This is a genomic window from Aeromonas sp. Lyrl_2 (assembly GCF_051948815.1).
Classification (GTDB): domain Bacteria; phylum Pseudomonadota; class Gammaproteobacteria; order Enterobacterales; family Aeromonadaceae; genus Aeromonas; species Aeromonas veronii.
The window spans coordinates 16214-40553 of the sequence record NZ_JAYJLJ010000017.1 but is presented as its reverse complement, the minus strand read 5'-3'; the positions used below and the strand labels follow the sequence as shown (position 1 = coordinate 40553).

Sequence of the window (24340 nt, the reverse complement as noted above, 5' to 3'; positions counted from 1 at the left end):
TTTTTCAATGGAATATTCTAATGAATGGAATGAAGCATACAAAAACAACTCTCATATGAGCATCTGGCCATGGAGTGATCTTGTATCGTGCGTATATAGATATGCAAATCCTAAAAATGGCTATCAACGAGTACTGGAACTAGGCTGTGGTGCCGGCGCTAATATTCCATTTTTTCTTGCTCTAGATTGTAGTTATTATGGCGTTGATGGTAGTCAGATTATTACAGCCAAACTCATTGAAAACTACCCGCAGCTGAAGGGAAAAATTATAACGAGCGATTTTTCAAAAGTACATCACTCCGAATTTGATAACTATTTTGATCTTGTAATCGACAGGGCATCTATTACCCATAACAACACCTCCGCTATAAAACGGATTCTTGAATCCGTCATTATATATCTCAAACCAGGAGGAAAATTCATTGGCATCGACTGGTTCTCCACACAGCATAGTGACTTTGAAAAGGGTCGTGCTATAGATAGCTACACAAAAATCGACCTTCCTCACACAAGTCAATTTTCAGGAATAGGTCAAGTACATTTTAGTGATAAAAAACATATAATTGAATTATTTACAGATACCGGTTTTATTATTGAGCGTCTGGAACATAAAGAAAGAATATCCATATTTCCAGAAAATAACCACCATTTTGCGAGCTGGGATATTATTGCATATAAATCAATCTAGACTAAAAGACCCAGATTATCTTTTGCTGGGTCTTTTTGTATTTTTCTTAACATTTTATTTCTAAAGATGATGTTCTATTTCTCAAGCAAGAACCAAGTAATATCATCCTGAGGAAAGTTAGTGTCCCCATGATATATAAAGCCATAGTCAACCAGCGATAAACTTGGAAATCGCGTCAACATTTCCCCTGCAAAATCTCTTTTGAAAAGTTTTCCCGAGTGTCCTCGATAAGTAATCTCAATTGGAGTCTGATTATAATATTCGGCGATGAGTATATAGCGAGACGACCTCTGATACATTAACTCATACACCTTAGGTAATTGCTCTGGGTTGATATGGATCAACACCCCTTTTGTAAAAATAAAATCCCATACTTCATTAGAAGTGAAATCAACTATTGATTTTTGGTATATATTAACATCAGGAATATTACGTTTTAATAGCAATGCAGCTTTCTCATTTATCTCAACTGCCGAAAACTCCACACTAGGTAGTAAATGCTTCAAAGCCATTAAATTAAGGCCTACATTAGCACCGAGTTCGAGAATTTTATTAACTTTATGGGTGCGTGCTAAAACTTTGCTAAAAAATGCTAAATTATCTGCCACATAATGTTCATCTTTATTACGTTCAACGTACGCATTGCCAAACTCACCAGCCCAGAATTCTTCCTGCTCCGTACACGGCGTGTTTATATTTTGTGGATCAGCATGATGTTCCATAGCAACCTCTTAGCATTAAAACATTCTAAGTATAATTATTAAACTTACAAAAATTAATATTATTAGTTACACGTATGAAGAAATGAAATTTTCATTTTTTGAATAAATCCATTGTCTGATGATCATCAATCATATCTACGCTGTCGAGCGCTCGTGGATACATATCCCTTACTTTTGACAAGAATTCCAGCCATAAACCGATAGCAGGCTCCATCAATACCAGCGTGTTTTCCTCTCCTTCAAATGAATAAAGAATGGTACTTAACAGACTAAATACATAATTCATTGAACCAATCATAACCTGTGCAATATGCTGCTGTTTTGTTGCTGCAATCTGTGCAAGATAACCGAAATGACATAACATAAGCTGATTCACTTCATTTCTAGACGAAAATGAGCACTGCCAATCATCAGTCATCTTGTCTATAAATACGTTAAAGAAATCAATATCTAACAGTGGGTATAAGTCCTGCTTTGACAAGACAATAGGTGCACCTAACCCAGTAATTTCTTCAATCAAGGCTGACTTATTTAGCGGCTGAGAAAGATGTATTTCTGTACTAAGTAGAGGTCTAGCCATTTCAATTTTAGCGCCATTACTACAGTTGAAACATTGGACATCACGATTCGCGGCCAATACCCCCTCTATCACACGGCGAGAAGTATCAAACATGATATTACTGATAACTACACCACCAAAGTTTCCCTCACATGTTCTCTGGCTATCACCATAAACTTTTTCTCCAAAAGCCTCAGCCTTATCATTATTATTATAATATGCACTAAATCTAGAATGATGATACCCTCTCTGCCGGTAGCCATTATCCATACCAAATAGATATATTTTCTTGAAACCAAGATTAATGGGTAGACTTACACCAATATTGCCAACCAATGGGTTCATACCACTAAATGCGGCATAAGGCTGCAAGTGAGAAAAATAATTCTTATAAAGAGTAAAACCTGGCTCACCGAGTTTAAACGTAAGCATGGACTTGTTGAAAAGTGTAGAACAATCTGGATGGATAACGTCACTACTCAAGAATAGAATTTCACGCTGATAATCAGAGTCGTTCAAATTGGCAAGGAAGTCGTAAACTATCTTGGTTCTCTCAGTTTCAACATGGATATCCGGTTTTATGCCTACTTTGTGCAAAGCTGTCATGGCACTGCCGCAAGAAATCAAAATGGCCCTATCTTTATTTTCCTTGATAAACGCAATAGATTCATCTAATGAGGGACCGTTGGCAATAATAAAGACAGGGGTTCGTTGATATACTGGTGAGATTTTCTTATTGTACTGCAAAAATGGCACTGCACGCTCGATGTTATTGATGGTATGAGACAGTGCGATCAGATTGTCATCAAAAAAACCCCATCCCATCACCAGTTGGTAATATTCCTGCTGCACTATCTCTATCAATTTCCTGATTTTTTCGTTCTGATAGCCCCACATGATGAAGGCATTGGCAACCAAGAAGGAACCTCGGCGCTGAATGGCTGATGCGAAATCCTTGACGATGGTGTTTTCATCCTGCCCCAGCAGAATATGCAGGCCGAGGTTTTCCTGATGCAAATAGCCGAGCAGCGGCGCCCAGTCGAAGCAATACAAAGAGGCATAGAAGAGATCTAGGTCCGGCTCGAACAGAAAGAGAGTACCGATCTTACACCTTTCATAGAGATAACCGAGGTGATACCCCAGACCCACCCCAAAGATCAGGGCACTCGGAACCTCATGGGGCACTTGGCCCAGTCTATCTTCCCGCGCGGAAATGTCGTTAAGATAGGCATTCAGCTTGTTGAGGTACTCGACATGCATGAAGCCGAGGGGATTGGCCTCCTTGCTGAAGGAGAACCTGGACAATCCCCCCTTATCCATGAACTCTTTAACTAACGTCTCGCAGATAAGATACGGTTCATCACCATATACCGCGACATCATCATCAATCCAGGCCATGTTGGGCTGGCCATTTTCATTACAAAAAAAACGAAATGGTCGGATTGGTTGATATGACTCATACATATCTGCAACATGGGGAATATACTTACGAAATGCAGCAATATTCTGTGAGAATCGAAGTGGCAAAGCCACCGACATGGCAGCCTCTTGCTCTGCACGTTCTTTTAGTCGTAAAGCAACACCTTCGGCTTTTTTCAAAATATCATCAATATTTTCCGACATCAGAGCTCCTTGCTACTCACACTATTATAAATTTGCTTTGCTTTACTCGCCAACCCAATAGCAGATAACTCATTGAAAATGAGTTGATGATGATCAGATGCCACTTTTTTCATGCTTTCTTCTTGTCGAAAAAGTAATGTAGCCAATAAATTGGCATCTTGCTTCAGTGAAGGTTCACGTTCAACGAGATACAGCAAACGATCAATCAAAGAAATTCGATAATCCATACAGACCAGAGCATCATCATAGCTTTTTCTGGCTAATAGATATTGAAGTTGCTCGTAATTTTCTGTGAGAGCTTGTTGTAGAGAGGCTAAAGTGGTCATTACAACTCACCCAGTTGCTGTCTCATCTGATAGCCCTGTTGTTTAGCAGAATCGGGTAACTGATCCCAGCCAGATTTTATAGTTACCATCAAAGCCATAACCTCTTCAATCGGGGCTGCATCCAATGCAAGGCTAGCATCCCAAATTCGCTCGTCCATGTAGGAGTAGAGGCTATATAGATCTTCAGCAATAGTCCCTTGACTCATATCAAGTGCATCCTGCAAACCATGTAATAACCCCTGAGCTTTCGATACAGCGGTAGATTTGGCTTCCATATCTCGACGCTCAATTGCACCTTTGGCTTGAGCCAAACGTTCAAGTACACCTTGCATCATGAGTTGAATCACACGATGAGGATCGGCAACAGCCAAGTCAGCAGCGACACTGGTTGCCTTATATGCTTTTAGATTACGCTGGTACATCGCCTGCTCCTCGTAATATGAATTTATTTATTGTTATTAATCTGTAATGATTGCAGCGCTGATGCAGAGTGATTCATTTTCACTAACAAGGCATCCAGGCTACCATATTGAGCACGTAGTGAAGCTTCGTATTTAACCAATTGAGCATTTGATGTGGCCTGCTTCTGGTTCAAGCTACGCAGATCAGCATTCAAAACATCTGTACGTTGATCCAACATACCGCCAGACTTGGAATACTCTTTTAAACCTGTGTTCAAGGTTGCTGCAATACCCTTTTCTCCACCGAAAAGCCCAACGACCTGGTCAAAGTTTTTCTCAACAGCCTCATCAAACTTTGTTTTGTCCAGGGACAACTTGCCTTTGTTGTCCATCTTAATACCTACTTCGAAGATGGTTGAGTAAGTTGTACTGGTACCTGCTTTATTTGTTACGGTATTAGCCATAAAACTGCTAATGGTACGTGTGCTCGCATCACCAGCAAGCGCACCACCATCATCTTGTCTAACTCCACCAACGATACTATTACGCTTGCCCAGCGCATCCATTTTATCTTGCAGTGCGTTATAACCATCAATAAACTGCTTAACCATATCCTGAATAGCAGTTTTATCCGTTGTTATTGCAACTTTGTTGGATTTCAGAGTTGTGCCATCACTTTCTTTATCGGATACACGTAAAACCGTTAATTTCAAATCCTGAATAGAGTCGTCAAATACATTGGTATCACTTTTAAGTGTATTACCATCAACAGTAATCTCAGCACTACTAGCAGCTTGCTTCTGGCTCATCACCGAACCTGCTGCACCTGTTGCAAAGATATCCAGCTCAGAATTATTGCCAGTGATCACCAAATCTTTGCCATCCCCCGATACCCCGGAGTCAATAACAAACTTTGCCTTACCGTCAGCTGTATTGACGATATTTGCACTAAGACCGAAATTATCTCCGTTGCTATTGATACTTTTACGAATGTCTTGCAGAGTATCCCCTGCTTTGACATCAACCTTGAACTCCTTGTCACCGGCTTTGAAGGTCAACTGACCATCTTGAGTGACAAGTGGGGTGGTCGAACTGGCAAATTCACCTTCAACGCGGCTAGTGGTAGCCAATTTATTGACGGTAATATTGTACTGGCCATTGGAGCCACCACTTTTACTCTCCACCTTCATCACCGGATTATCTTTATCCTGGGTGATGGTGACGGCTCGCTTGTTGAAAGCCCCAGGTTTGCTCAAAGTATCGAGAATATCGGTGAATGCGGTGAGGGATGACTTCAGCTGACCTATACCAGATATGCTGATCTGGGTGCTGTTTTGCTTGGTCAAAATGGGTTTCTGTAGCTGGGCCTTCTTGGCAGCCACGCTAGCAGAGATCACACTCTCAAGATCAAGCCCAGAGCCCGCCCCGGCAGAAGTAATGGCCATGTTATCTTCTCCTCATCAATTCGATTCAAATCTCGCTATCAAACAACAGTCCGCGTTTAGGGTTCGCCCCTGCTTCACCTTGCTGCAACGCCTGGATCCGCTTGTGGATAGCAATCAACTCTTCTGTAGGGATCTGGCGGATCACCGAGCGGGTATCAGAGTCCATTACCTTTATTACCATCTGGCCAGACTCCTGCTCCATGCTGAAATTAACGGTCCACCCTTGCAATTTGCCAAAGTCCTGCAAGTTTTGTACCTGTTTTTCAATATCTGCTTGGCTCTGCACTTGTTGAAGCTCAGTTTCCTTTGGCTGCTCCTGACTTTTCTGCTGTACAGTCCCGGAATTCTCTACCGTACCAGAAAGCAGTTGAGCGGCCACTTGGCCGCTCTTGTCACTTAGCTGTAAGGAAGCGCCATTGGCAGATGACAGATTGCCTATTTCAGTTGCCATCTTATCTCTCCCATCTTAATCAGCCCGCCTACCCATTACCCAAGCAGGGAAAGAGCGGACTGCGGTCTCTGGTTCGCCTGAGCCAAGACACTGGATGCGGCCTGTTGCAGAATATTTTGCTTGGTCATGTTGGCTGTTTCGGTTGCGAAATCCGCATCACGGATACGAGAGCGAGCTGCACTGACGTTTTCCGAGATATTAGCCTGGTTGCGGATAGTTGAGTCCAAACGGTTTTGCACTGCACCAAGCTCGGCTCGCTTACTATCAACGACTTCCAACATGGAATCAACTGCACCCAACACATCTTGTGCTGTACTCTGCGTGCTGATATCAATAGCACCAGCTGAACCGCTGACAAAAATAGAGTCAGCCGTTCCTGCGGTCACCGCAGCAGCAATCCCGGAGATGGTGAAGCCGCCGGCCTGAGTCAGGCTGAAGCCTATGGTCTGGTTGGCATCAGCACCAACTTGGAAACTACCACTAAATGTTCCATCAAGCAGCTTGGTACCGGCGAAAGTAGTATCTTGCGAGATCCGGTTTATTTCAGACCCCAGTTGATCCACTTCCTTCTGCAACGCTGCACGATCCTTGGCTGAGTTGGAGCCGTTGGCAGATTGCTGGGCCAGAGTGCGCATACGTTGCAGCATACCGGTCACTTCGTCCATAGCACCTTCCGCTGTTTGCGCCAGGGAGATGCCATCGTTGGCGTTACGGTTACCCTGATCCAGACCGTTGATTTGAGATGTCAAACGGTTGGAGATCTGCAGACCGGCCGCATCGTCCTTTGCGCTATTGATGCGCAGGCCTGATGCCAAGCGGGTATATGAAGTATCCAAGGATTTACTGGTATTCATCAAATTACGCTGGGCGTTCAGTGATGACGTATTGGTGTTAATGTACATGGCCATAATAATTTCTCCCGAAGAACATACGACTGCGGGTTGCGCCGCTAAAGCGACGTCCCACCGTTAGAAGAGCAGGTTAAACATGCCTCTCTCTTCTGGCGGGTGGTTGTTTGAACGAACAGGCCACCCGCAGTTATGCAAACGTTGGATTCCGAACACCCCTCGATTGCTTCACTTTATGTAACGGCCGCAGGAGGACAAGCTTTAGGAAAATCCTTGCCGAAAGCGGCAATTTTTATCCGGCTGGTGGCAAATCACAGATATCAGAAGAGCCGCCACACTATGCCAAGTCGGCAAGTGGCGTAAACGCAGGGTTAAGGTAGTGTTGGCACGTTTTGTGCTGTGTCATAGAAGAGTGACGCCAATTTGGCGACACAATAAAAAATGGCCGGCGAACCGGCCTAACGTTGAGCATATGCTCAGGAGAATATGACCAAGAGTGACAGAACTGAACAGCTGGACAACACTTGGCATTACTAGTAGAGAATTATATCTCTCCCGATAGAACAGAGTGCGAACCCGAACACCCCTTTGTTCCATCTCTTGACCAGGGCGGCCTGAACAACCGCCCTGTTTTCTTTTGTTAGCCTTGCAGCAGTTGAAGTGCTGACTGAGGTCTCTGGTTGGCCTGTGACAGGATACTGGAAGCTGCCTGCTGCAGGATATTCTGCTTGGTCATGTTGGCAGTTTCGATCGCGAAGTCAGCATCACGGATACGTGAGCGAGCTGCACTGACGTTTTCCGAAATGTTGGCTTGGTTGCGGATGGTTGAATCCAATCGGTTTTGTACCGCACCCAACTCTGCTCGCTTACTATCAACGACTTCCAACATGGAATCAACTGCACCCAACACATCTTGTGCTGTACTCTGCGTGCTGATATCGATAGCACCAGCTGAACCGCTGACAAAAATAGAGTCAGCCGTTCCTGCGGTCACCGCAGCAGAAATCCCGGAGATGCTGAAGCCGCCGGCCTGACTCAGGCTGAAGCCTATGGTCTGGTTGGCATCCGCTCCGACCTGGAAGGTGCCACCGAAGGAACCATCGAGCAGCTTGGTACCCGCAAAGGTGGTCGCGCTGGAGATACGATTAATCTCAGCCCCCAGTTGATCCACCTCTTTTTGCAGGGCTTGACGATCCTTAGCTGAGTTGGATCCGTTGGCAGATTGTTGAGCCAAGGTGCGTATCCGCTGTAGCATACCGGTCACTTCATCCATGGCCCCTTCGGCAGTTTGCGCCAGAGAGATGCCATCGTTGGCGTTGCGGTTACCTTGATCCAGCCCGTTGATCTGAGAGGTCAAACGGTTGGAAATTTGCAGGCCGGCGGCATCGTCCTTTGCGCTGTTGATGCGCAGACCAGACGCCAAACGGGTATAAGAAGTATCAAGTGACTTGGTCGAGTTTGTCATATTACGCTGAGCGTTAAGTGACGAAACGTTAGTGTTGATATACATGGCCATGACTATTCTCCTAAGCTATTAAATTTACTCTTCTATTTGCTCGAGCTTTATTATGTTTCGTGCCCGATGCGTCTTATTTAACGGCTCGTTTTTCGATGTCTTTAGCATTTTTTTCAACGCTTCATCGCATTAACGCCGCTTACCCTATTTATCGGCATGTCATCGATTAACTTAAGAAAAAAATCGCCACTTCAGTGAAGATGGGAAGGCCTGTATCAACGCGTCCCTCGCAGCATCGCAAGCAGCCCATACGACACCGACGGTTACTGGAAGAAGAAAAAAATCGGGGCAGACTCGCAATTTTGCCCGCTGCATCTTGGCGGTTGACGCCGCCAGCCCCTAAAATCGCCGCCCCATCAACAATTTGACGTGAGTTGTTTCCATGCAGACAGTGGTTGAGCAGCTTGTTTACATCAGCGACATGTTTGGTACTGCGGTATTCGCGTTTTCAGGGGTTCTGGTGGCGGGCCGGCTCAGGATGGACGGATTTGGCGTCATGGTTTTGGCGGCGGTCACGGCCATCGGTGGCGGTACCATTCGCGATATGATCCTAGGGGCTACCCCCGTGTTTTGGGTTCGTGACCCTCTCTACATCTGGGTGGTCATTGCAACGGCACTCATCGGTATGTGGATGGTCAAACTGCCGCGACGCATGCCCTGGTATGTACTGCCGGTGGCGGACGCCTTTGGGCTCGCCCTCTTTACGGTGATCGGCGCCCAGAAAGCCCTCAACTTTGGCACTTCGGGGCTAATCGCCGTGTTGATGGGCACCATGACTGGAGTAGCTGGCGGCATGATCCGCGATGTGCTGGCCCGGGAAGTGCCCATGGTGCTGCAAAAAGAGATCTATGCCACCGCCTGTATCCTCGGCGGCATTCTCTACACGCTGGCACTGGAGGCCGATATGGATCGGGTCACCGCCATGCTTATCTGCATGAGCGCCGTATTTGGCCTGCGGGTTGCCGCCATCTATTGGCATCTCTCCCTGCCCACCTTCTCGCTACAGCGCAGCAATTGAGGGAAGCCCCGCACAGTGTGCGGGGCTTCGCGTTGAACCAAACGCGCTTTTCTGTTGTCATACAACACAGTTGTTGTTAGCCGGAACTTCTCATGCAAAAGATCGGAATGTTCGCCACGCTCTTTCTCACCAGCGTGACGGCACTTCATGCCGAGGCACAGGCGGTGTTTGGTCGATTGGCCTCGGCGCCAGTACAGCAGTTCAATCAGGTGATTCGTCAAGCCAGCAACGAGCAGCAAGGCTGGGTCAATGATTATCGGGAAGTGGCGCTGCGCTTTGTCGGCCATGGCGACATGGCCAGTCGTATCCACGCCCAGCAGCTGGATAACGATCTGGTGCTCTCTGTCGCACTGGATGGCTCCCACAGTGACATGTTATATATCCTGACCCTCTATCGCAGCAATAATCTCTGGCAGATGCGAGAAGCCGAGATGGGTTGGCGCTGTCAGGGACAGGACTCCTTCACCCCGGTCCCCTGCCCCTGACAGGCATGACAAAACAGGTGACAAAAAAAAGGCTATGTCCCAATTACGTGTTGCATGGGGTGCCCCAGTGCCTCATGCAAACACGCTTTGATATTCACTCCCCTCCCGTAACGCTCCAGCATCCTGCGCCAACCCAGGTAGTTCTTCAGGTAGTGCGTCGCCACGCCATGGAAACGCACCATCCACTCTTTCAACCGATGGTGATACCCGTTCACATGCTGAATGTGATACGCGCCGGCTACTCGCTCACCCTGACGATTGCGTACCACTTGATGCGTCACGCCCTGTACTTTGCTGAAGCTGGCATACACACCCGCACCATCGCTACACAGCACCGCATCCCTGGAGACAAGGGGCTTCAAAACCGCGATGACTGCCTCGGCATTCATCTCTTCCAACTGAAAATCTGCATGGTGACCCGCACGGTCCTGCACCACCATCACCGGTATATAATCCTGTCCGGTTCCCCGGGTTCGTCCCTTACCACCACGATGCCGCGGCGGACGCGGCAATCCCCGCTGCCCCTTGAATGACTCGAGGAAGAAGGTCTCATCCACCTCAACGATGCCTTCTTCACGAGTGGCTTGATGAGTGGCCATCGCGCGCAAGAAACGGTGCCGCCAGAGGAATGCGGTGTTTTTGCTGACCCCGCAACGCATCGCCGCCTGGCGGACGGTCAGCCCTTCGATGAGGGCTTGCGCGTAGTCTTCCCAGCACTGGGCTTTACGCAACCGGGCCAGAGGCGTCTTGGTGAGCACCGAGCTGGTGCGCAGACACTGTTTGCAACGGTAGCGACGTAGTCTGCGGCTCCAGCCCCAAGGTGCCAACTGGGCGGCATCGGCGTGACAATGAGGGCACCCGCGGCATGCCGGTAACTGGGTATTGAGCGAGGTAATGGCATGGGGTGTGGTGAGCTCCTGTTGGGCAACACGGCGCTGGCGCAGGGTTAACTGGGGAAAGAGGGACAACAGGTGTTGAAAGGCTGGGGTATCCATGATGGTAGCCCTCAAGGTGATGGCCTGTTTCAAGATTAGCCTTTCAACACGTAATTGGGACAGAGCCAAAAAAAATCCGGCACACTGGCCGGATTTTTTATGGGAGATTGAGCGTCAAATTACGGACGGTAAACTTTGACGTTGGCAAAGCCTTTCTCTTTCAGGTAAAGCGCCTGCAGCTTGCTCATCACGCCGCGATCGCAGTAGAGCAGGTAGGTCTTCTCCTTGGGCAGATCGCCAAAGGCGGTAGCCAGCTTGAAGAAGGGGATATGCATGACCTCACGCCCTTCCACCAGCAATGGCTTCTCGTCGTGCTCGTCCATGGAGCGAATATCGAGGATCACCTCATTGTCACCGCTCTCGGCGGTAGTCTCCACTTCCTGCACCTCGGCGGCGGTCTCTTCACCGATACGACGGATATCGAGGTAACGGGCCTCGGCCACCACCTTGTCCAGAATGGCGAAGTCGAAGTTGCCCTCTTCCTCTTCAATGCGCGTCAGATCGGCCTTCACGGTCGGCTTCTTGGAGATGACACCACAGTACTCCGGCATGGTCTCGGCGAACTCCAGGGTGCCGATGCGTCGGGCTTCACTGATGATGTCCGGCTTGTCCCAGGTGATAAGCGGGCGCAGGATCACCTTGTCGGTCACCCGGTCGATCACGTTCAGGTTGGTGAGGGTCTGGCTGGAAACCTGGCCCACACACTCGCCGGTCACCAGTGCCGGGATCTGGAACTCGTCCGCCACCTTGGCGGCAGCACGCATCATCATCCGCTTGAGCACCACCCCCATCTGACCGTTATCGATCTTCTCGAGGATCTCGGCGACCACCGGCTCGAAGTCCACCGCGGTGAAACGTACCCGGTGGGATGAACCGAAGCGGTTCCACAGGTGATAGGCCACCTGCTTGACGCCGATTTCGTGAGCAGCGCCGCCCAGATTGAAGAAGCAGTAGTGCACCCGGCAGCCGCGCTTGATGAACTGGAACGACGCCACACCGGAGTCAAAACCGCCGGAGATGAGGCTCAGCACATCTTCCTGAGTGGCGATGGGCATGCCGCTCAGGCCCTGATGAATGGCGCTGACGATGAAGAGCTCTTCGCCATCGATCTCGAGGTTGATCTTCACATCCGGGTTCTTGAGGCGCACGCCGTTGCTTTCGCAGTGCTGGTTCAAACCACCGCCCACGTAGCGCTCCACTTCGAGGGAGGAGAACTCGTGCTTGCCGTGGCGCTTGGCGCGCACGCAGAAGGTTTTGCCCTTGAGCTGGTCGCCCCACACGGCTTTCACCTGCTCGAAGATGTCGTGCAGATCGGTGAACTTGCTGGCCTGCACCTCTAGGAAGGCCTGAATGCCCGGAATACAGGCCAAAGCTTCGATAGCCTGCTCGCGGAACTGGTCATTGCGGGAGCTCACAATCAGCTTGTCCCAATCCATCCGTACGCGGGCATCGTCGTCGAAGCGGCGCAGGACGTTGCGGATATTGCCCTGCAGGATCTTGATAAAGCGCTGGCGAACCGACTTGCTCTTGATGGTGATTTCCGGGAACAGCTTGATAATGAACTTCATGGTAATGACTCGGGTGACCTTGATTTAAGGGCGCGAATTATATCAGAACTTTGTGGCCAGCGCCTACTGGATGAGCGTTTGCTCACATTCCCCCACGCAGTGTTTGCCGTGCAGCGCCAATCTTGCGTATATTCCCGACCCTGCACCCCGGCACCACTTCTGGCGACAGACTGATACGATGAAGACCTATATCTACTACCCCGGCATGGAAGTGCGGGATGAACTGTGGCTCAAGTTTGCCCTGCTCTATCTGGAGCGGCTCGCCTTTGTCTTCACCGTCAGCGAAAAGAGCGGTCTCACCACTCTGCAGCAAACCCTCGAGCAGGAGACCGATCTGCTGGCCGAGCGACCCGATGCCACATTCTTTGCCACCATCACTCCACAACTCGAAAGCCAGTTAAGCGGTTTGCTTGCCCCCGATTTTGTCCGCCACAAGGTGTTTGGCAACAAGGAGCTGGTCACCCGCTGGCGTCAGGGGGCCAACCACGACTGCTTCTGCCCGGATCAGGCGGGACTGGAACGACTGCACGGCTTTTGCCTGACTCACGGCTTTGCGACCCGGGATGAAGGGGGGATCAGAATGGCGCGGCGCTTTGCCAATCTGCTCTCCATGCGTCTCGCCCGTGAGTGGGCACTCGCCAATGACGGGGCGCTTATTACCGATCACGACTATCTGGACCGCCTGCTCCATCTGCTCGAATCCCGCTACCACAACCGGGGTGGCCAGGATTGCTTCCACCTCGAGATCCCGTTGCAAGTACCCACTCACCTAGCCGACATTCCGTTGGCAGAGCTGATTGCCCTGCGCGGGCGCAGCGGCTTTCGCCAGCAGTTGGCCGAATTTCATCTGGCCCTCGACAACCTGCTCACCATGCTGGGGAGCGGCTATGCCGATCCGGCGGCCCTGACCCGATTCGAGCAGGCCCGGCAAGGGCTGAATCAACTGCTCGGCCCCGAGACCATCAGCATGCCACTTACCACCCTGGTCAGCACCAGCCTGCCCGCCGTGGCAATGCTCCACCAGTTAAAGGCGAGCCATCCCGAAAGCGACCTCATCTTCCATCCCATCAAGAAGAGCCACTTTCACCAGCGCAAGAGCCAGCACTTCTTCACCCGGCTCGGTCACCTGCGCCAACCGGGCTGAACCGGCGGAATGAAAAAGGGGTTGGCGCCTGCCAACCCCTTTCGCTTTCTTCGGCCTACCAATCATCACCCCGGTGATTGGCCCGCTCTTGTGCGTCACGGCGTGCTTCCATCGCCCTGTCACGGCGGATATTGGCAGGGGTACAGGCAAACTGTTTCTGATAACAACGTACAAAACTCTCGGAAGCGGGTTCGAAAGGTGAATAGAACCCGGTACGTTCAGGAGAAACATGGTGATCACCATGATTGGTTGTGGCACAACCCGAACTCATCAGCACCAGCAAGGGACACAGAACACGCAGCAAAAGAGAACTCCCGATTGGATCTGAATGAATTCGTAATTATTCACAAATTAATTCATCCAATCAAATATTGATGCATTTCAAATAGTTAATTACATTCGTCTCAATGGCTGTCGGCAAAACGCTCAACGGGTGATGGTGCCGGCATCACCGTCAGGATGCACCACGCGAAACTCGATGCGATCGCTGTTGCCTGCTTCATCCACCACCACCAGCTGATAGCGCCCCGCCACACTCAGCACCTGATCCCCATCCCAGCGCAGCCGCTGGCCGTTGAGAAACCAGGCCGGCTTGCCGACACCGCCCAGCACTTGAGGTTGCAACCGGTAGCGCTGACTGCGGATAAGGTTGCCCTCCCCCAGCGCCACGATGCGAATGGGGGCCTGCAGCTCGGCGCTCTGCCTCTCACCTTTACAACCGCTGGCGAGCAGCGCCTGTCTACGCTCGCCGGGCGCCCGCCATGGCTCCAGCGACAGCGGCCACAGGGCCCGAAAACCGGACTGCGCCGCATCGTGGCAACGGGTCAAAGTCGGCTTGCCTTCGGCGGTCAATGCAACTTGGCGCAGCGGCGAGGGCCAGTCCATGGGGTCCGGCAAGGTGGGGGGATCACGCCCTTCCAGCAGCCAGGCGCTCTGGCGCTGCAAGCAAGCTTCAGGCAGGGTCGCGTTCACCTTGCGCCCCAGCGGCCAGCAGATCTCGGCTTCGCTCACCGTGTTGGGCTGCACCGGCAGAGGACTGTTGTCAGCCAGTCGCGAGTAGACCGAGAGCAGCAGCGGCACCGCCGCGCTCTGACCGTAGAAACCGGGCATGGGGGTGCCGTCGGGGCGCCCCAGCCAGACGCCGATGGTCCAGCGGCCGGAGACCCCCATGGCCCAGCTGTCGCGATAGCCGTAGCTGGTGCCGGTCTTCCAGGCCAGCCGGTTAACCCTACCGGTCGCCTCGCTGGCAAAGGGCTGATCCGCCCGTCCCTGGGCGCTCAGGATCTGCCCGATGATCCAGGCAGCCCCCGGACTCAGCAAGGGGCGCGACACCGCCTGCTGCCCTGCCAGCCAGACCGGCATCGCCACCTGCCCCTCCCGGGTCAGCGCGCTGTAGAGCGCCACCAGCTGTTCGAGCCGAATGCCCGCGGCCCCCAGCGCGATGGCTGGGTTGGGCTTGTCGGAGAGCGCCAGCCGCACCCCGGCGTTGTCGAGGCGGCTGACCAGTTTGTCTGCCCCAAGCGCCTCCAGCACCTGCACCGCCGGCACGTTGAGGGATTGCTGCAGCGCCTGGGCGAGGGTCACCGGCCCCTGAAAGGCGCCAGAAAAGTTGGCGGGGCGATACTCCGAGCCCAGCCTTGGCGCATCGGAGAGCAGGGAGGCCGAGTGTACCAACCCCTCGTCCATCGCCAGACCGTAGATAAAGGGCTTGAGGGTGGAGCCGGGAGAGCGGATCGCCTGCACCATGTCGAGGTAACCATGGCGGCGCAAATTGCCATACTCGGCGCTGCCCACATAGGCGCGCACCGCCATGGTTCTGTTATCTACCAAGAGCAACGCCGCTGAGGTCTGCTCGGGGAAACGGCGGATATAGCTCGCCACCCGTCCCTCCAGCCAGCGCTGCAGATCGCCGTCGATGGTGGTATGCACCAGCGCTCCCGCCTGATGGTCGGCGGCGAGACGGGCAAAGAGCGGCGCCTCCATCGGCGTGAAGTGACCACGGGCCAGCACCGGCTCGATCCGTCCCTCCTGCCACACCGGCTCGGGCCAGACGCCCTGCGCCACCAGTCGCTGCATCACCTTGTCACGGGCGGCACGGGCCCGCTCGGGGTGCCGGTCCGGCCGGTTGCGGCTGGGGGCCTGCGGCAGCACCGCCAGCAGCGCCGCCTCGGCATAGGTCAGCTTGGCCGCGCTCTTGCCAAGATAGGCAAAGCTCGCCGCCTGCACCCCCTCCAGATTACCACCAAACGGCGCTCGGTTGAGGTAAACGGTGAGCAGGGTACGCTTGTCGTAGTGCCACTCCAGCTGCAGCGCACGGGCCATCTGGCGCAACTTGCCGGGCACGCTCCGGTGGTAGGGCTCGATAAGGCGCGCCACCTGCATGGTGAGGGTCGAGCCCCCCGACACAGCCCGCCCATAGCGCAGCCACTGCCAGACCCCGCGCACCATGGCCACCGGATTAACCCCGGGATGACGCCAGAAGTAGCGATCCTCGTAACCCAGCAACGCCTCGATATAGCGGGGGGAGACCTGCTCCAGGGTCACGGGGTAGCGCCACACGCCGCTGGTATCGGCAAAGGCGCGCAGTGGCCGCCCTTTCATGTCGAGCACCACCCGCGCATAGGCGGGGTCGAGTGGCGGCGGCGGGAAAATCCGATCCAGCGCCAGCAATGACAGGAGCAGTGCTACAACTCCCAGCACCGAAAAGCGCAGCCAGCGCGGCAGACCGCCAAGCCAGCGCCAGCCTGCGCGGCCACTGCGACCCAGGCTCAGCCAACCACGCTGCCAAAAAGTGAGCAGGCGAACCCGCTCAAGGGAGGGTTTGTTACTCAGAGATACGCACCTCGTGGATATCCTCACCCACGGCTCGCAGCTCGGGCCGGTACATATCCTCCACCTGGGTCGGCGGCACCTGATAGCGACCCGGCGTCACCGCCCGCATCAGGTAGACCAGTTGCTGGTTGCTCCCCTCGCTCAGCTCCAGCGCCGCCGTGTAGCGGTCATCGCGAAACTCCTGATGCTTGAGATAATCGTTCCACTCGCTCTGCCACGCCGATTTCCCCTCAATGGAGAGCTCTTCCAGCTTGATGCTGTTGCCAAGGGCCGGGTTCTCCAGCTCGAAGCCGGCGGGCACCATCTCCACCAGCAGGGCATCGGGCACCGCAGACTCACTGCTGACGTTGAGCCGCACCACCACCAGATCGCCGACCTTCACCTTGGCGGGATCAAACGGCTGACCGTCGCTGTTGAACCAGCTGCGGGTCACGCTCATCCCCTTGCTGATCCGTGCCGGTGCCTGTTCTGGGTAACCTACCAGAGTACGCTGCACATAGAGGGCCCCCCTGCCCTCGTTGGTGACGGAGCTCGCCGCCAGCGCCTCGGGGGCGCCCTGCTGCAACGGAGCCGAACCGCTCAGGGATCCACTGCCAAGAGAGGAAGTCACCCTGGCCTGCCAGTCGGCGGCCGGATCGAAGCGGGCTAGTCGCAGCAGGGCGAGCCGCTCCTGAGTGCTGAGCCACTGACGATGTGCCAGGGTATCGGCCACCTTGGCACTGAGGGCTGGCCAGCGCTCCGCAGCCAGCTTGTGCTGGCGCAGCAAGGAGAGCTCAAGGGCTTCATCGCGCAGCGGCGAGCCGTAATCACCCAGATAGTCATCACCGCGCTCGGTCGCCAATGCCCGACTGAGGGCCTTGGCGGCGTTCTGCTCATCCCCCATGGCCGAGAGGGCCAGCGAGAGGTGCAAGAGTGGCAAACCGGAGCGAGCGTGATCAGCCTGCTGCTCCAAGATAAGGCGCAGGGTAGCGAGCGGCGCCTTGCCCACCCGGGCCAACACATAGGCACTGTAAGCCTGATACGCAAGTCGGCTGTGCTCGGGGGCACTGCTCCAGCGCTCGCCATACTGGCTGTCGGTGAGATAGCTCTGCAGCCGGTTCAGCGCCTGATTGAGCATTGCCTCCGGCACGGCGTCGCCCGCCTCCTTGCGCGCCAGCAGGTAGTCGGCGGCATAGGCGGTGAGCCATTGCTCCTCGTCGGAGCGACCATCCCAGAGGCCAAAACCGCCGCTTGGCAGTTGCAACCGCTGCAGCCGTTGCAGCAGGGCGCGTTGCACATCCGCCTCGCTCGCCGCTTTCTTGCCCTCTGCGGGTTTGCTCCAGGCGGCCCGCTCATCGGCCGTAGTAAGCAAGTAAGGCCAGGCACGGGACAGGGTCTGCTCCAGACAGGCGTAGGGGTAGTCGGCCAGCGCCTGCCACTGGGCTGCCGGATCCCAAGGGGGGGTGCCGGAGAGGCTGAGCAGCCCCTGCAGGTTGGCGCGATCCAGCCCGGTCAGCTCAGCTGGCGCAAAGCTCATCTGCTGGCCGGGAGCCAGCATCTGGTAGCGCTGGCGAGTCTCGGCCGGCCAGGGGGAGCGCAGCGGCAAAGTCCAGTCGCGGCTGATGGCAAAATCCTTGCCGCTGGCCGCCAACTGCAGGCTTGCCACGCCGCTCGCCCCGGTCACGGTGAGCGGCAGGGTCAGCCACTGCTCCTCGCCATTTTTAAGGGCCAGGGTGCGGGGTAGCTCGCCGTTTGCCTTGAGCCCACCATTGAGGGTCCAGACAAGGGAGAGGGTCTGCTCCTCGCCGCTCATGTTGCGCAGCTGCACCAGCGCACGGGTCTCATCCCCTCTCGCGCCAAAGCGCGGCCAGCCAATCTCGGCCACCAAGGGCGCCACCACCTTGACGGCGCGCTCGGCCTCGCCGACTTGCTGTTCGTTCCAGGCCAGCGCCATCAGCGCCAGCTCGCCGTTGAAGTTGGGTAGATCGAGCGGGATCACCGCCTTGCCGCTCTCATCAAAGCTCACCTCGCCACTCCACAGCGCGGCGATCTCGACCCGGCTCTCCAGCGCACCGCCCTTTTTCAGCGGCGCCCGATCGCCGCCGTAGTTGAGGCGGGCCAGCTTGCCATCCTGCGGCGGGATCACTTGCCCGTAGTTGTCGAACAAATCTTGGGCGAAGCGCTTGCGACCAAAGAAGATCTCGAACGGGTCGAGGGGCTGGTAGTCGCTGATATTGAGCACGCCCCGATCCACCGCCGCCAGCACCACCCGTCCCTGACTGTTGGGGGTGGAGGTCGCGGTCACTTCCAGTCGAGTGAGCGGCACCGCTTTATCAGGTGCGCTCAGGGTAAGCGGAAGACGGCGCGCTTCCCGATCCAGGGTGAGCGGCACCAACCCGACCGAGCGCAGGCTCTGCCCCTGCTGGCTGCTGACCGGTTTGGAGGCACTGTCTGGTGCGGCGATCTGGGCCGAGATATGCAGATCATGACGCTGCCACTCGGGGCTGACCGGGATCTCGAACTCGCCGCGGGCATCCTTGGCATCGCCACCAGCCCCCTTGAGCTCGATGCGCTGCCACCAGCGCAGGCCGTCGCCATCTTCCACCAGCAGCAACCCCTTACCGGGGCGCGGGGCTACCAGAGTCACTTTGGCCTTGTCGCCCGCCTGATAGGCGCGTTTGTCGAGAGTGATGGCAATCTTGTCAGGCCGTGCCTGCTCGCCACCACCGCCCCAGGCGTAACTGCCTATCTCCACCCGCAGGCTGGATTGATGGCCCTGACTGTTCTCAACCTCCAACCGATACCAGCCCGCCGCCAGTTGCAGCGTGAGCGGGGTCGGCCCCTTGCCATCCAGCTGCAGGGTCTGCTCCTGCTCCAGATAGGGCTGACTGTTGAACTCGTACTTCCACCCCTCCCCATCGGCGTAGTGCCAGTAGTAGTCGCGGTACTCGTTGATAAGGCGCACCTTCACCGCCCCCGCCACCGGCTGACCTTGCTCATCGAGGTTGAGGATCTGGAAGGGGAGCGGCTTGCCCCCCTCCACACGATCGGCCACGAAGTCGGCCTTGAGTGCCGGCCACTGGCTGCCCGCGAGCCAGCCATACTGGGTGCGGCTGCGATTGACGGCGCGGCCACCGGGCTCGGAGAGCGACACCCGATAAGCTACTTCCAGCGGCCCAAGGGCGCGCACCCCGTCGAGCTCATCAGCAAGCGAAAAAGTCCCCTGCCCCTGCGCATCGAGAGTGAGACTGCGCGCCTCGAGATCCTTGGCCTGCTCGGCGAGCAGCACATCACCCAGCGTGAACTCCTGCCACTGGGTAAAGGGCATGGTGGCGCGGCTTAACTTCACCTCCGCCTTCGCCTTGGTGGCACTCGCTGGCGCACCATAGAGATAGTCCCCTTGCAGTGGCAGGCTGAGGGCGGCGTCCAGACTCGTCACTTCCCCATCCGGCCCCTTGCCAAGCTGCAGTTTCAACCGTTCCGGCAAAAACTCCTCCACCAGAAAAGGCCACTCGAAGCGACTACCAGCAGCGGTCTTGAGGTTGATGGTCCAGCGCCCGAGCGGCGCATCGTCCGGCAGACGCAGGCCGTAATGGGCCGCGCCCAAATTGTCCGGCAGCAGCCGCTTCTGTTCGAGCAGCTGGCCATCCGGCTGTTTCACCTCCAGCTCCACCGCCATGCCCGGCAGCAGCTGGCCATCCTGCCCCTTGAGCAGGATCTCGCTGTCGAGCCGCTCGCCGGGACGATAGAGATCGCGCCCGCTGAACAGATATAGCTGCTGGGCCTGCCAGGGCTGGGTGCCGAGATCGAAGGTGGAGAGATCGAGCGCAGCCCCATCGAGGCGCAGCACCGCCAGATGGTTGCCCTGTTCGGCCAGCAGCAAGCGAGCCCCCTGCACCTGATCGAAGCGGCGATGGCCCTGCGGATCCGTGGTTTGCACCTGCAGCCGGTTGCCTTTCTCGTCGAGCAGGGAGAGCTGCACATCCTTGAGCGGGTCGGCGCTGGCCAGGGAGCTCACGAACACCTCCAGCTGATCGCGGTAACGGCGGGCACTGAGCCCCATGTCGCTCACCGCGAAATAGGTGGTCTCCTTGCGCCAATCGTAGTTGCCAAGGGGCGACATCACCGCAAAGTAGACGCCAGCCTCGGCCAGCTGCGGCTCCTTCACATTAATGAGGCGGGTCTCGCGCCGGTTGGCATCGAGCTCCAGCGCATAGCGGCCGCTGAATACCCGCTTGGCCCGCTTGGTGATCTGCTCAAGCTCCCAGTTCCCCATGCCAGCACCGGGGCGATATTCCGCCAGAAAACGGGGTAGATACTCGGCATCGACCCGAAAGAAGTCGATATTGACCTCATCCACGTTGACCGCGCTGATGGGCAGGCGCAGCTCGTCGCGCAGCGGCAATACCATGCCGCTGGCGGTAAACGAAGCCCCCGCCTCCAGCGGCCGGGTTTTGAGGGTCCAGCTCTGGGGGGATGGGCCCAGCCCCGCCTTGAGGCTCACCTCATAGCTTTTATCGGGCTGAACGTTCGGGAAATAGAGGGTGCGACCATCGTCGGCGAGGATCCACTCCCCCTGCACCTGCTTGCCCCCCTCGCTGACCGAAAGCCAGCTCTGCCAATTGGCCTTGGGCGCCAAGGAGCCGGAAAAGACCAGCGCCAGCGCTGGCGCATCGCGGTATTGGCGGGCATTGGCCTGCACTACAGAAGTTGGCGCCCCGGCCTCCTGCTGGGCTGTGGATTCTGTGTTCGATATTTGGCTGGTGGGCTTGTCAGGGCCGCAGCCAGACAGCAAACCGACCACCCCGCAAAGCAGCAGGGTTGACCAGCGGCGGCGCAGAGCGCCGGTTTCAGCGGTAGAGCGGTGAGAAGCAGAGGGAGAGTCGAAGAGGCGCATAAGTTCCATCCCGAGTTGGAGCGCTGCAAACGCAGCGTGGCTGGAAACAGGATAAGGCATCCTGCTCACCCGACACAAAGCTCATTACCCGAATGGGCACAATTCCGCGCCCCTGCAGCACGAGAACCCCCTTGCCCACTGATCCAGTGCGGCAAGGGTTGTCATCTAGTCGTGGCTGGTCTCGTTTTTTGCTCCGCCTTTGAACCAGCGAAACAGGATGGCCATGACGGCCGCCAGAAACAACACCAGTGAGGTAATCAGCAGGGCCCGGGTCAACAGTTCGCTGTGGTGGAGGAAGAAGGGGGTATTCATCGCCAGCTTGCCCACCAAACTGAGGCAGAGCGCCCACATAAAGGCACTGGCAAAGCTGGCCACGCACATCCGCAGCACGCTCAGGCGGCCAATCCCCATCAACATGGGGGTCAGCACCCGCACGAACGGGATAAAACGGGAGGAGAACATCGCCAGAAAACCGTACTTTTTCAGCAGCCGGGTCGCCTTGGGCAGGCTGTCGGGAGGCAACATCCGCTCGATATGATCCATAAAGCGGGTACGCTGCAGGGCCCGTCCCTGCCAATAGGCGAGCACAGAACCTATGCCAGCAGCCAACGGCAGATAAATAAGTGTTACTTCAGGGCCAAAAACCCCCATGCCAACCAACCCGCCGGCCAGCAGTACCAGGCTGTCCCCCGGCAGGGGCAGGAAGACGAATGCGGACTCCAGCAGCAGTACCAGCATCAGGCAACTGATCAGCAGGGGTACCGCCTGCATCTGAACCAGGGCGTCAAAATCCTGATGCCAAATGGCCATCAGCATATCCAGCATGTCACTCTCCCTACTACACGGTTCATCATGAACGAGGCAGGGGTTATAGCACCCATCCCCTGAACAAAACGTTAATTTTGTCCGGCACAGGAAATAAAGTGTGTCGAAATATTGCAGCAACGAGGGGAATGCAAGAAGGGCGAAAAGCAGAAACAAAAAGCCCCTCATCTTGCACGCACAAGGGAGAGGGGCAAACAGGCACAGAAATAAAACGGTTACTCGGCGGTGGCCATCTGCCAGGTTTTGAAGCCGCCGGAGAGATTCTTCACTTTAAAGCCGTGCTGGCTCAGCAAGCGGCAGGCGACATGGCCGCGCAGCCCGACCTGACAGCTGATCAGCAGCTCTTTCTCTTTGGGCAACTCATGGAGGCGACCACGCAACTCGTCGAGGGGGATATGCAGCGCCCCCGGAATGCGGCCCAGCTTGTCGAGCTCCGGGCCATTGCGCACATCCACCACCAGCTGATGGGGGTTACGAGCCTGCACCTCGGCCACGTGGCAGAGCAGGGTGTCCCCCTTCAGGTGGTTGCTCGCCACAAAGCCCGCCATGTTGATCACATCCTTGGCTGATCCAAAGGGCGGCGCATAGGTGAGCTCCAGATCCTGCAGGTCAAACACGGTGAGACCGGCACGCTGGGCCACCGCCAGCACGTCGATGCGCTTGTCGATGCCATCCTTGCCGATGGCCTGGGCGCCATAAATCTTGCCATCCGGGGCAAACAGCAGCTTGAGGCTGACCGGATGGGCACCCGGGTAGTAACCGGCGTGGCTGCCCGGATGGACATAAACCTTCTCGAACGGCAATCCCAGTTGCACCAGTCGCTTCTCGTTGAGGCCGGTGCTGGCCACCGCCAGATCGAACAGCTTGCAGATGGCGGTCCCTTGGGTCTTCTTGTAGGTTTCGCTTCGGCCCAGCATATTGTCGGCGGCGATGCGCCCCTGCCGGTTGGCCGGGCCCGCCAGCGGGATCAGCACAGATTCGCCGGTGACGAAGTCTATCTCTTCCACCGCATCCCCCACCGCGTAGATGAAGGGATCCGAGGTACGCATCCCGGCATCCACCTTGATGCCGCCGCGCGGCCCCAGCTCCAGCCCCGCTTTGGCGGCGAGCAGAGTTTCCGGCTTGACGCCGATGGCGAGGATCAGCAGGCCGGTATCAAGATGGGAGCCGTCATTGAGGGTCAGGCGCAGGCCGCCACTTTTGGCAGTCGGCACGGCGGAGGTTTTCTCGGCAGGCAGATCCAGACTCTCGATGGCGGTGAGGCCGGTGCGCAGGCGCAGGTCGATCCCCTCTTCCCGGATGCGGGCATGGAGCATGTTGGCCATCTCCTTGTCCACCGGAGCCATCACTTGATCGGCCAGCTCCAGCAGGGTGACATCCAGCTTGCGCTGGTGCAGCGCCTCCATCATCTCCAGCCCGATAAAGCCGCCGCCCACCACAGTGACGTGGCGCGGCTGATCGTGGTGCAGGGCCGCCAGAATGCGATCCATGTCCGGGATGTTGCGCAGGGTATAAACATGGGGGCTGTCGATACCGGGGAAGGGAGGACGGATCGGCGCCGCCCCCGGGCTCAGCAGCAGCACATCGTAATGCTCGCGCTGCTCTTCACCGGTTTGCAGGTTGCGCACCAGCAAGGTCTTGCCCGCCTTGTCGATCTCGATCACATCGTGGAAGACCCGCACATCGACGTTGAAACGGCGCTTGAAACTCTGGGGAGTCTGCAGCAGCAAGGCATCCCGGTCGGGGATATCGCCCCCGATGTGATAGGGCAGACCGCAGTTGGCGAAGCTGACAAACTCGCCCCGCTCGAACATCACGATCTCTGCCTCTTCACTCAAACGACGAGCACGAGCCGCCGCCGATGCGCCCCCCGCGACACCACCGATAATCAGGATCCGTTTCATCTGCAAGACTCCTCATACATGATAATGGGCAATAAATTAGACTTTTCTAATTTAGAATTCAATGAAATTTTGTTTCACACCATTTTGCAGTATTCTTGCAACCCCGACGGTTGC

General features: G+C 55.5%; 18 protein-coding genes. 4 read left to right on the top strand and 14 right to left on the bottom strand.

The genetic code is table 11. The features are described 5' to 3' along the window. Window positions 1–7: 7 nt before the first annotated feature. Entirely contained in the window at window positions 8–688 is a 681-nt protein-coding gene (locus VF684_RS15095) for a class I SAM-dependent methyltransferase (RefSeq protein WP_149152651.1), read from the top strand. A 74-nt stretch (window positions 689–762) separates the two neighbouring features. Here VF684_RS15095 and VF684_RS15090 read toward each other — a convergent pair whose 3' ends face one another. The 8 genes from VF684_RS15090 to VF684_RS15055 all read right to left on the bottom strand — a co-directional run bounded on the left by VF684_RS15090 (window position 763) and on the right by VF684_RS15055 (window position 8579). Continuing rightward, window positions 763–1410: a pseudaminic acid biosynthesis-associated methylase gene (locus VF684_RS15090; protein ID WP_182927674.1), complete on the bottom strand. Its 648-nt coding sequence runs from the start codon at window positions 1408–1410 to the stop codon at window positions 763–765. A 91-nt stretch (window positions 1411–1501) separates the two neighbouring features. After that, window positions 1502–3592, bottom strand: coding sequence for a 6-hydroxymethylpterin diphosphokinase MptE-like protein (locus VF684_RS15085; RefSeq protein WP_149152649.1), 2091 nt, complete (start codon window positions 3590–3592; stop codon window positions 1502–1504). After that, window positions 3592–3918, bottom strand: coding sequence for a hypothetical protein (locus VF684_RS15080; RefSeq protein WP_149152648.1), 327 nt, complete (start codon window positions 3916–3918; stop codon window positions 3592–3594). Before VF684_RS15080 ends, VF684_RS15085 begins: the two co-directional genes overlap by 1 nt. After that, window positions 3918–4340 (bottom strand): flagellar export chaperone FliS, encoded by a 423-nt coding sequence (gene fliS / locus VF684_RS15075; protein ID WP_124242796.1) that lies wholly within the window; start codon window positions 4338–4340, stop codon window positions 3918–3920. Before fliS ends, VF684_RS15080 begins: the two co-directional genes overlap by 1 nt. Before the next feature lie 23 nt (window positions 4341–4363). Next, window positions 4364–5764: a flagellar filament capping protein FliD gene (fliD, locus tag VF684_RS15070; RefSeq protein ID WP_149152647.1), complete on the bottom strand. Its 1401-nt coding sequence runs from the start codon at window positions 5762–5764 to the stop codon at window positions 4364–4366. A gap of 25 nt (window positions 5765–5789) precedes the next feature. Beyond that, window positions 5790–6215, bottom strand: coding sequence for a flagellar protein FlaG (locus tag VF684_RS15065; protein ID WP_206829730.1), 426 nt, complete (start codon window positions 6213–6215; stop codon window positions 5790–5792). A 35-nt stretch (window positions 6216–6250) separates the two neighbouring features. Then, entirely contained in the window at window positions 6251–7123 is an 873-nt protein-coding gene (locus VF684_RS15060) for a flagellin N-terminal helical domain-containing protein (protein WP_440174330.1), read from the bottom strand. A 580-nt stretch (window positions 7124–7703) separates the two neighbouring features. Next, window positions 7704–8579 carry a flagellin N-terminal helical domain-containing protein gene (locus VF684_RS15055; protein ID WP_182927669.1) on the bottom strand — a complete coding sequence of 292 codons (876 nt, stop codon included), beginning with the start codon at window positions 8577–8579 and terminating at the stop codon, window positions 7704–7706. 382 nt (window positions 8580–8961) lie between these two features. On the opposite strand from VF684_RS15055, the gene VF684_RS15050 reads away from it, so the two are divergent. Then, window positions 8962–9597 (top strand): trimeric intracellular cation channel family protein, encoded by a 636-nt coding sequence (locus VF684_RS15050; RefSeq protein ID WP_041209925.1) that lies wholly within the window; start codon window positions 8962–8964, stop codon window positions 9595–9597. Window positions 9598–9689: 92 nt separating this feature from the next. After that, window positions 9690–10082, top strand: a complete 393-nt coding sequence (locus VF684_RS15045) for a hypothetical protein (RefSeq protein WP_149152645.1) — start codon at window positions 9690–9692, stop codon at window positions 10080–10082. A 32-nt stretch (window positions 10083–10114) separates the two neighbouring features. On the opposite strand, the gene VF684_RS15040 is transcribed toward VF684_RS15045, so the two are convergent. Next, a complete protein-coding gene (locus VF684_RS15040; RefSeq protein ID WP_206829754.1) occupies window positions 10115–11077 on the bottom strand; it encodes an IS1595 family transposase in 963 nt (320 codons plus the stop codon). A gap of 119 nt (window positions 11078–11196) precedes the next feature. Further along, complete coding sequence (gene thiI, locus VF684_RS15035; RefSeq protein WP_149152644.1) at window positions 11197–12645, bottom strand: tRNA uracil 4-sulfurtransferase ThiI; 1449 nt, start codon at window positions 12643–12645, stop codon at window positions 11197–11199. A gap of 178 nt (window positions 12646–12823) precedes the next feature. On the opposite strand from thiI, the gene VF684_RS15030 reads away from it, so the two are divergent. Beyond that, window positions 12824–13789 carry a hypothetical protein gene (locus VF684_RS15030; protein WP_149152643.1) on the top strand — a complete coding sequence of 322 codons (966 nt, stop codon included), beginning with the start codon at window positions 12824–12826 and terminating at the stop codon, window positions 13787–13789. A gap of 426 nt (window positions 13790–14215) precedes the next feature. Here the strand turns inward: VF684_RS15030 and pbpC are convergent, their stop codons facing one another. From pbpC to VF684_RS15010, 4 genes are all read right to left on the bottom strand, one after another. After that, a complete protein-coding gene (gene pbpC / locus VF684_RS15025; protein ID WP_205422038.1) occupies window positions 14216–16648 on the bottom strand; it encodes a penicillin-binding protein 1C in 2433 nt (810 codons plus the stop codon). Next, window positions 16614–21497, bottom strand: a complete 4884-nt coding sequence (locus tag VF684_RS15020) for an alpha-2-macroglobulin family protein (protein ID WP_440174329.1) — start codon at window positions 21495–21497, stop codon at window positions 16614–16616. Before VF684_RS15020 ends, pbpC begins: the two co-directional genes overlap by 35 nt. A gap of 165 nt (window positions 21498–21662) precedes the next feature. After that, the gene (locus tag VF684_RS15015; RefSeq protein ID WP_005333990.1) at window positions 21663–22322 is read right to left on the bottom strand and encodes a DedA family protein; all 660 of its coding nucleotides are present in this window, start codon (window positions 22320–22322) and stop codon (window positions 21663–21665) included. A gap of 215 nt (window positions 22323–22537) precedes the next feature. Further along, window positions 22538–24226 carry an FAD-dependent oxidoreductase gene (locus tag VF684_RS15010; RefSeq protein ID WP_005344666.1) on the bottom strand — a complete coding sequence of 563 codons (1689 nt, stop codon included), beginning with the start codon at window positions 24224–24226 and terminating at the stop codon, window positions 22538–22540. Window positions 24227–24340: the final 114 nt, after the last annotated feature.

What these genes read in the sequence shown, in the direction of transcription:
- VF684_RS15080 (WP_149152648.1), bottom strand. Translation starts at nt 3,918, where the DNA reads ATGACCACTTTAGCCTCTCTACAACAAGCTCTCACAGAAAATTACGAG.
- fliS (WP_124242796.1), bottom strand. Translation starts at nt 4,340, where the DNA reads ATGTACCAGCGTAATCTAAAAGCATATAAGGCAACCAGTGTCGCTGCT.
- VF684_RS15090 (WP_182927674.1), bottom strand. Translation starts at nt 1,410, where the DNA reads ATGGAACATCATGCTGATCCACAAAATATAAACACGCCGTGTACGGAG.
- VF684_RS15085 (WP_149152649.1), bottom strand. Translation starts at nt 3,592, where the DNA reads ATGTCGGAAAATATTGATGATATTTTGAAAAAAGCCGAAGGTGTTGCT.
- VF684_RS15095 (WP_149152651.1), top strand. Translation starts at nt 8, where the DNA reads ATGGAATATTCTAATGAATGGAATGAAGCATACAAAAACAACTCTCAT.
- VF684_RS15015 (WP_005333990.1), bottom strand. Translation starts at nt 22,322, where the DNA reads ATGCTGGATATGCTGATGGCCATTTGGCATCAGGATTTTGACGCCCTG.
- thiI (WP_149152644.1), bottom strand. Translation starts at nt 12,645, where the DNA reads ATGAAGTTCATTATCAAGCTGTTCCCGGAAATCACCATCAAGAGCAAG.
- VF684_RS15055 (WP_182927669.1), bottom strand. Translation starts at nt 8,579, where the DNA reads ATGGCCATGTATATCAACACTAACGTTTCGTCACTTAACGCTCAGCGT.
- fliD (WP_149152647.1), bottom strand. Translation starts at nt 5,764, where the DNA reads ATGGCCATTACTTCTGCCGGGGCGGGCTCTGGGCTTGATCTTGAGAGT.
- VF684_RS15040 (WP_206829754.1), bottom strand. Translation starts at nt 11,077, where the DNA reads ATGGATACCCCAGCCTTTCAACACCTGTTGTCCCTCTTTCCCCAGTTA.
- VF684_RS15030 (WP_149152643.1), top strand. Translation starts at nt 12,824, where the DNA reads ATGAAGACCTATATCTACTACCCCGGCATGGAAGTGCGGGATGAACTG.
- VF684_RS15045 (WP_149152645.1), top strand. Translation starts at nt 9,690, where the DNA reads ATGCAAAAGATCGGAATGTTCGCCACGCTCTTTCTCACCAGCGTGACG.
- VF684_RS15050 (WP_041209925.1), top strand. Translation starts at nt 8,962, where the DNA reads ATGCAGACAGTGGTTGAGCAGCTTGTTTACATCAGCGACATGTTTGGT.
- VF684_RS15010 (WP_005344666.1), bottom strand. Translation starts at nt 24,226, where the DNA reads ATGAAACGGATCCTGATTATCGGTGGTGTCGCGGGGGGCGCATCGGCG.
- VF684_RS15060 (WP_440174330.1), bottom strand. Translation starts at nt 7,123, where the DNA reads ATGGCCATGTACATTAACACCAATACGTCATCACTGAACGCCCAGCGT.
- VF684_RS15020 (WP_440174329.1), bottom strand. Translation starts at nt 21,497, where the DNA reads ATGCGCCTCTTCGACTCTCCCTCTGCTTCTCACCGCTCTACCGCTGAA.
- VF684_RS15065 (WP_206829730.1), bottom strand. Translation starts at nt 6,215, where the DNA reads ATGGCAACTGAAATAGGCAATCTGTCATCTGCCAATGGCGCTTCCTTA.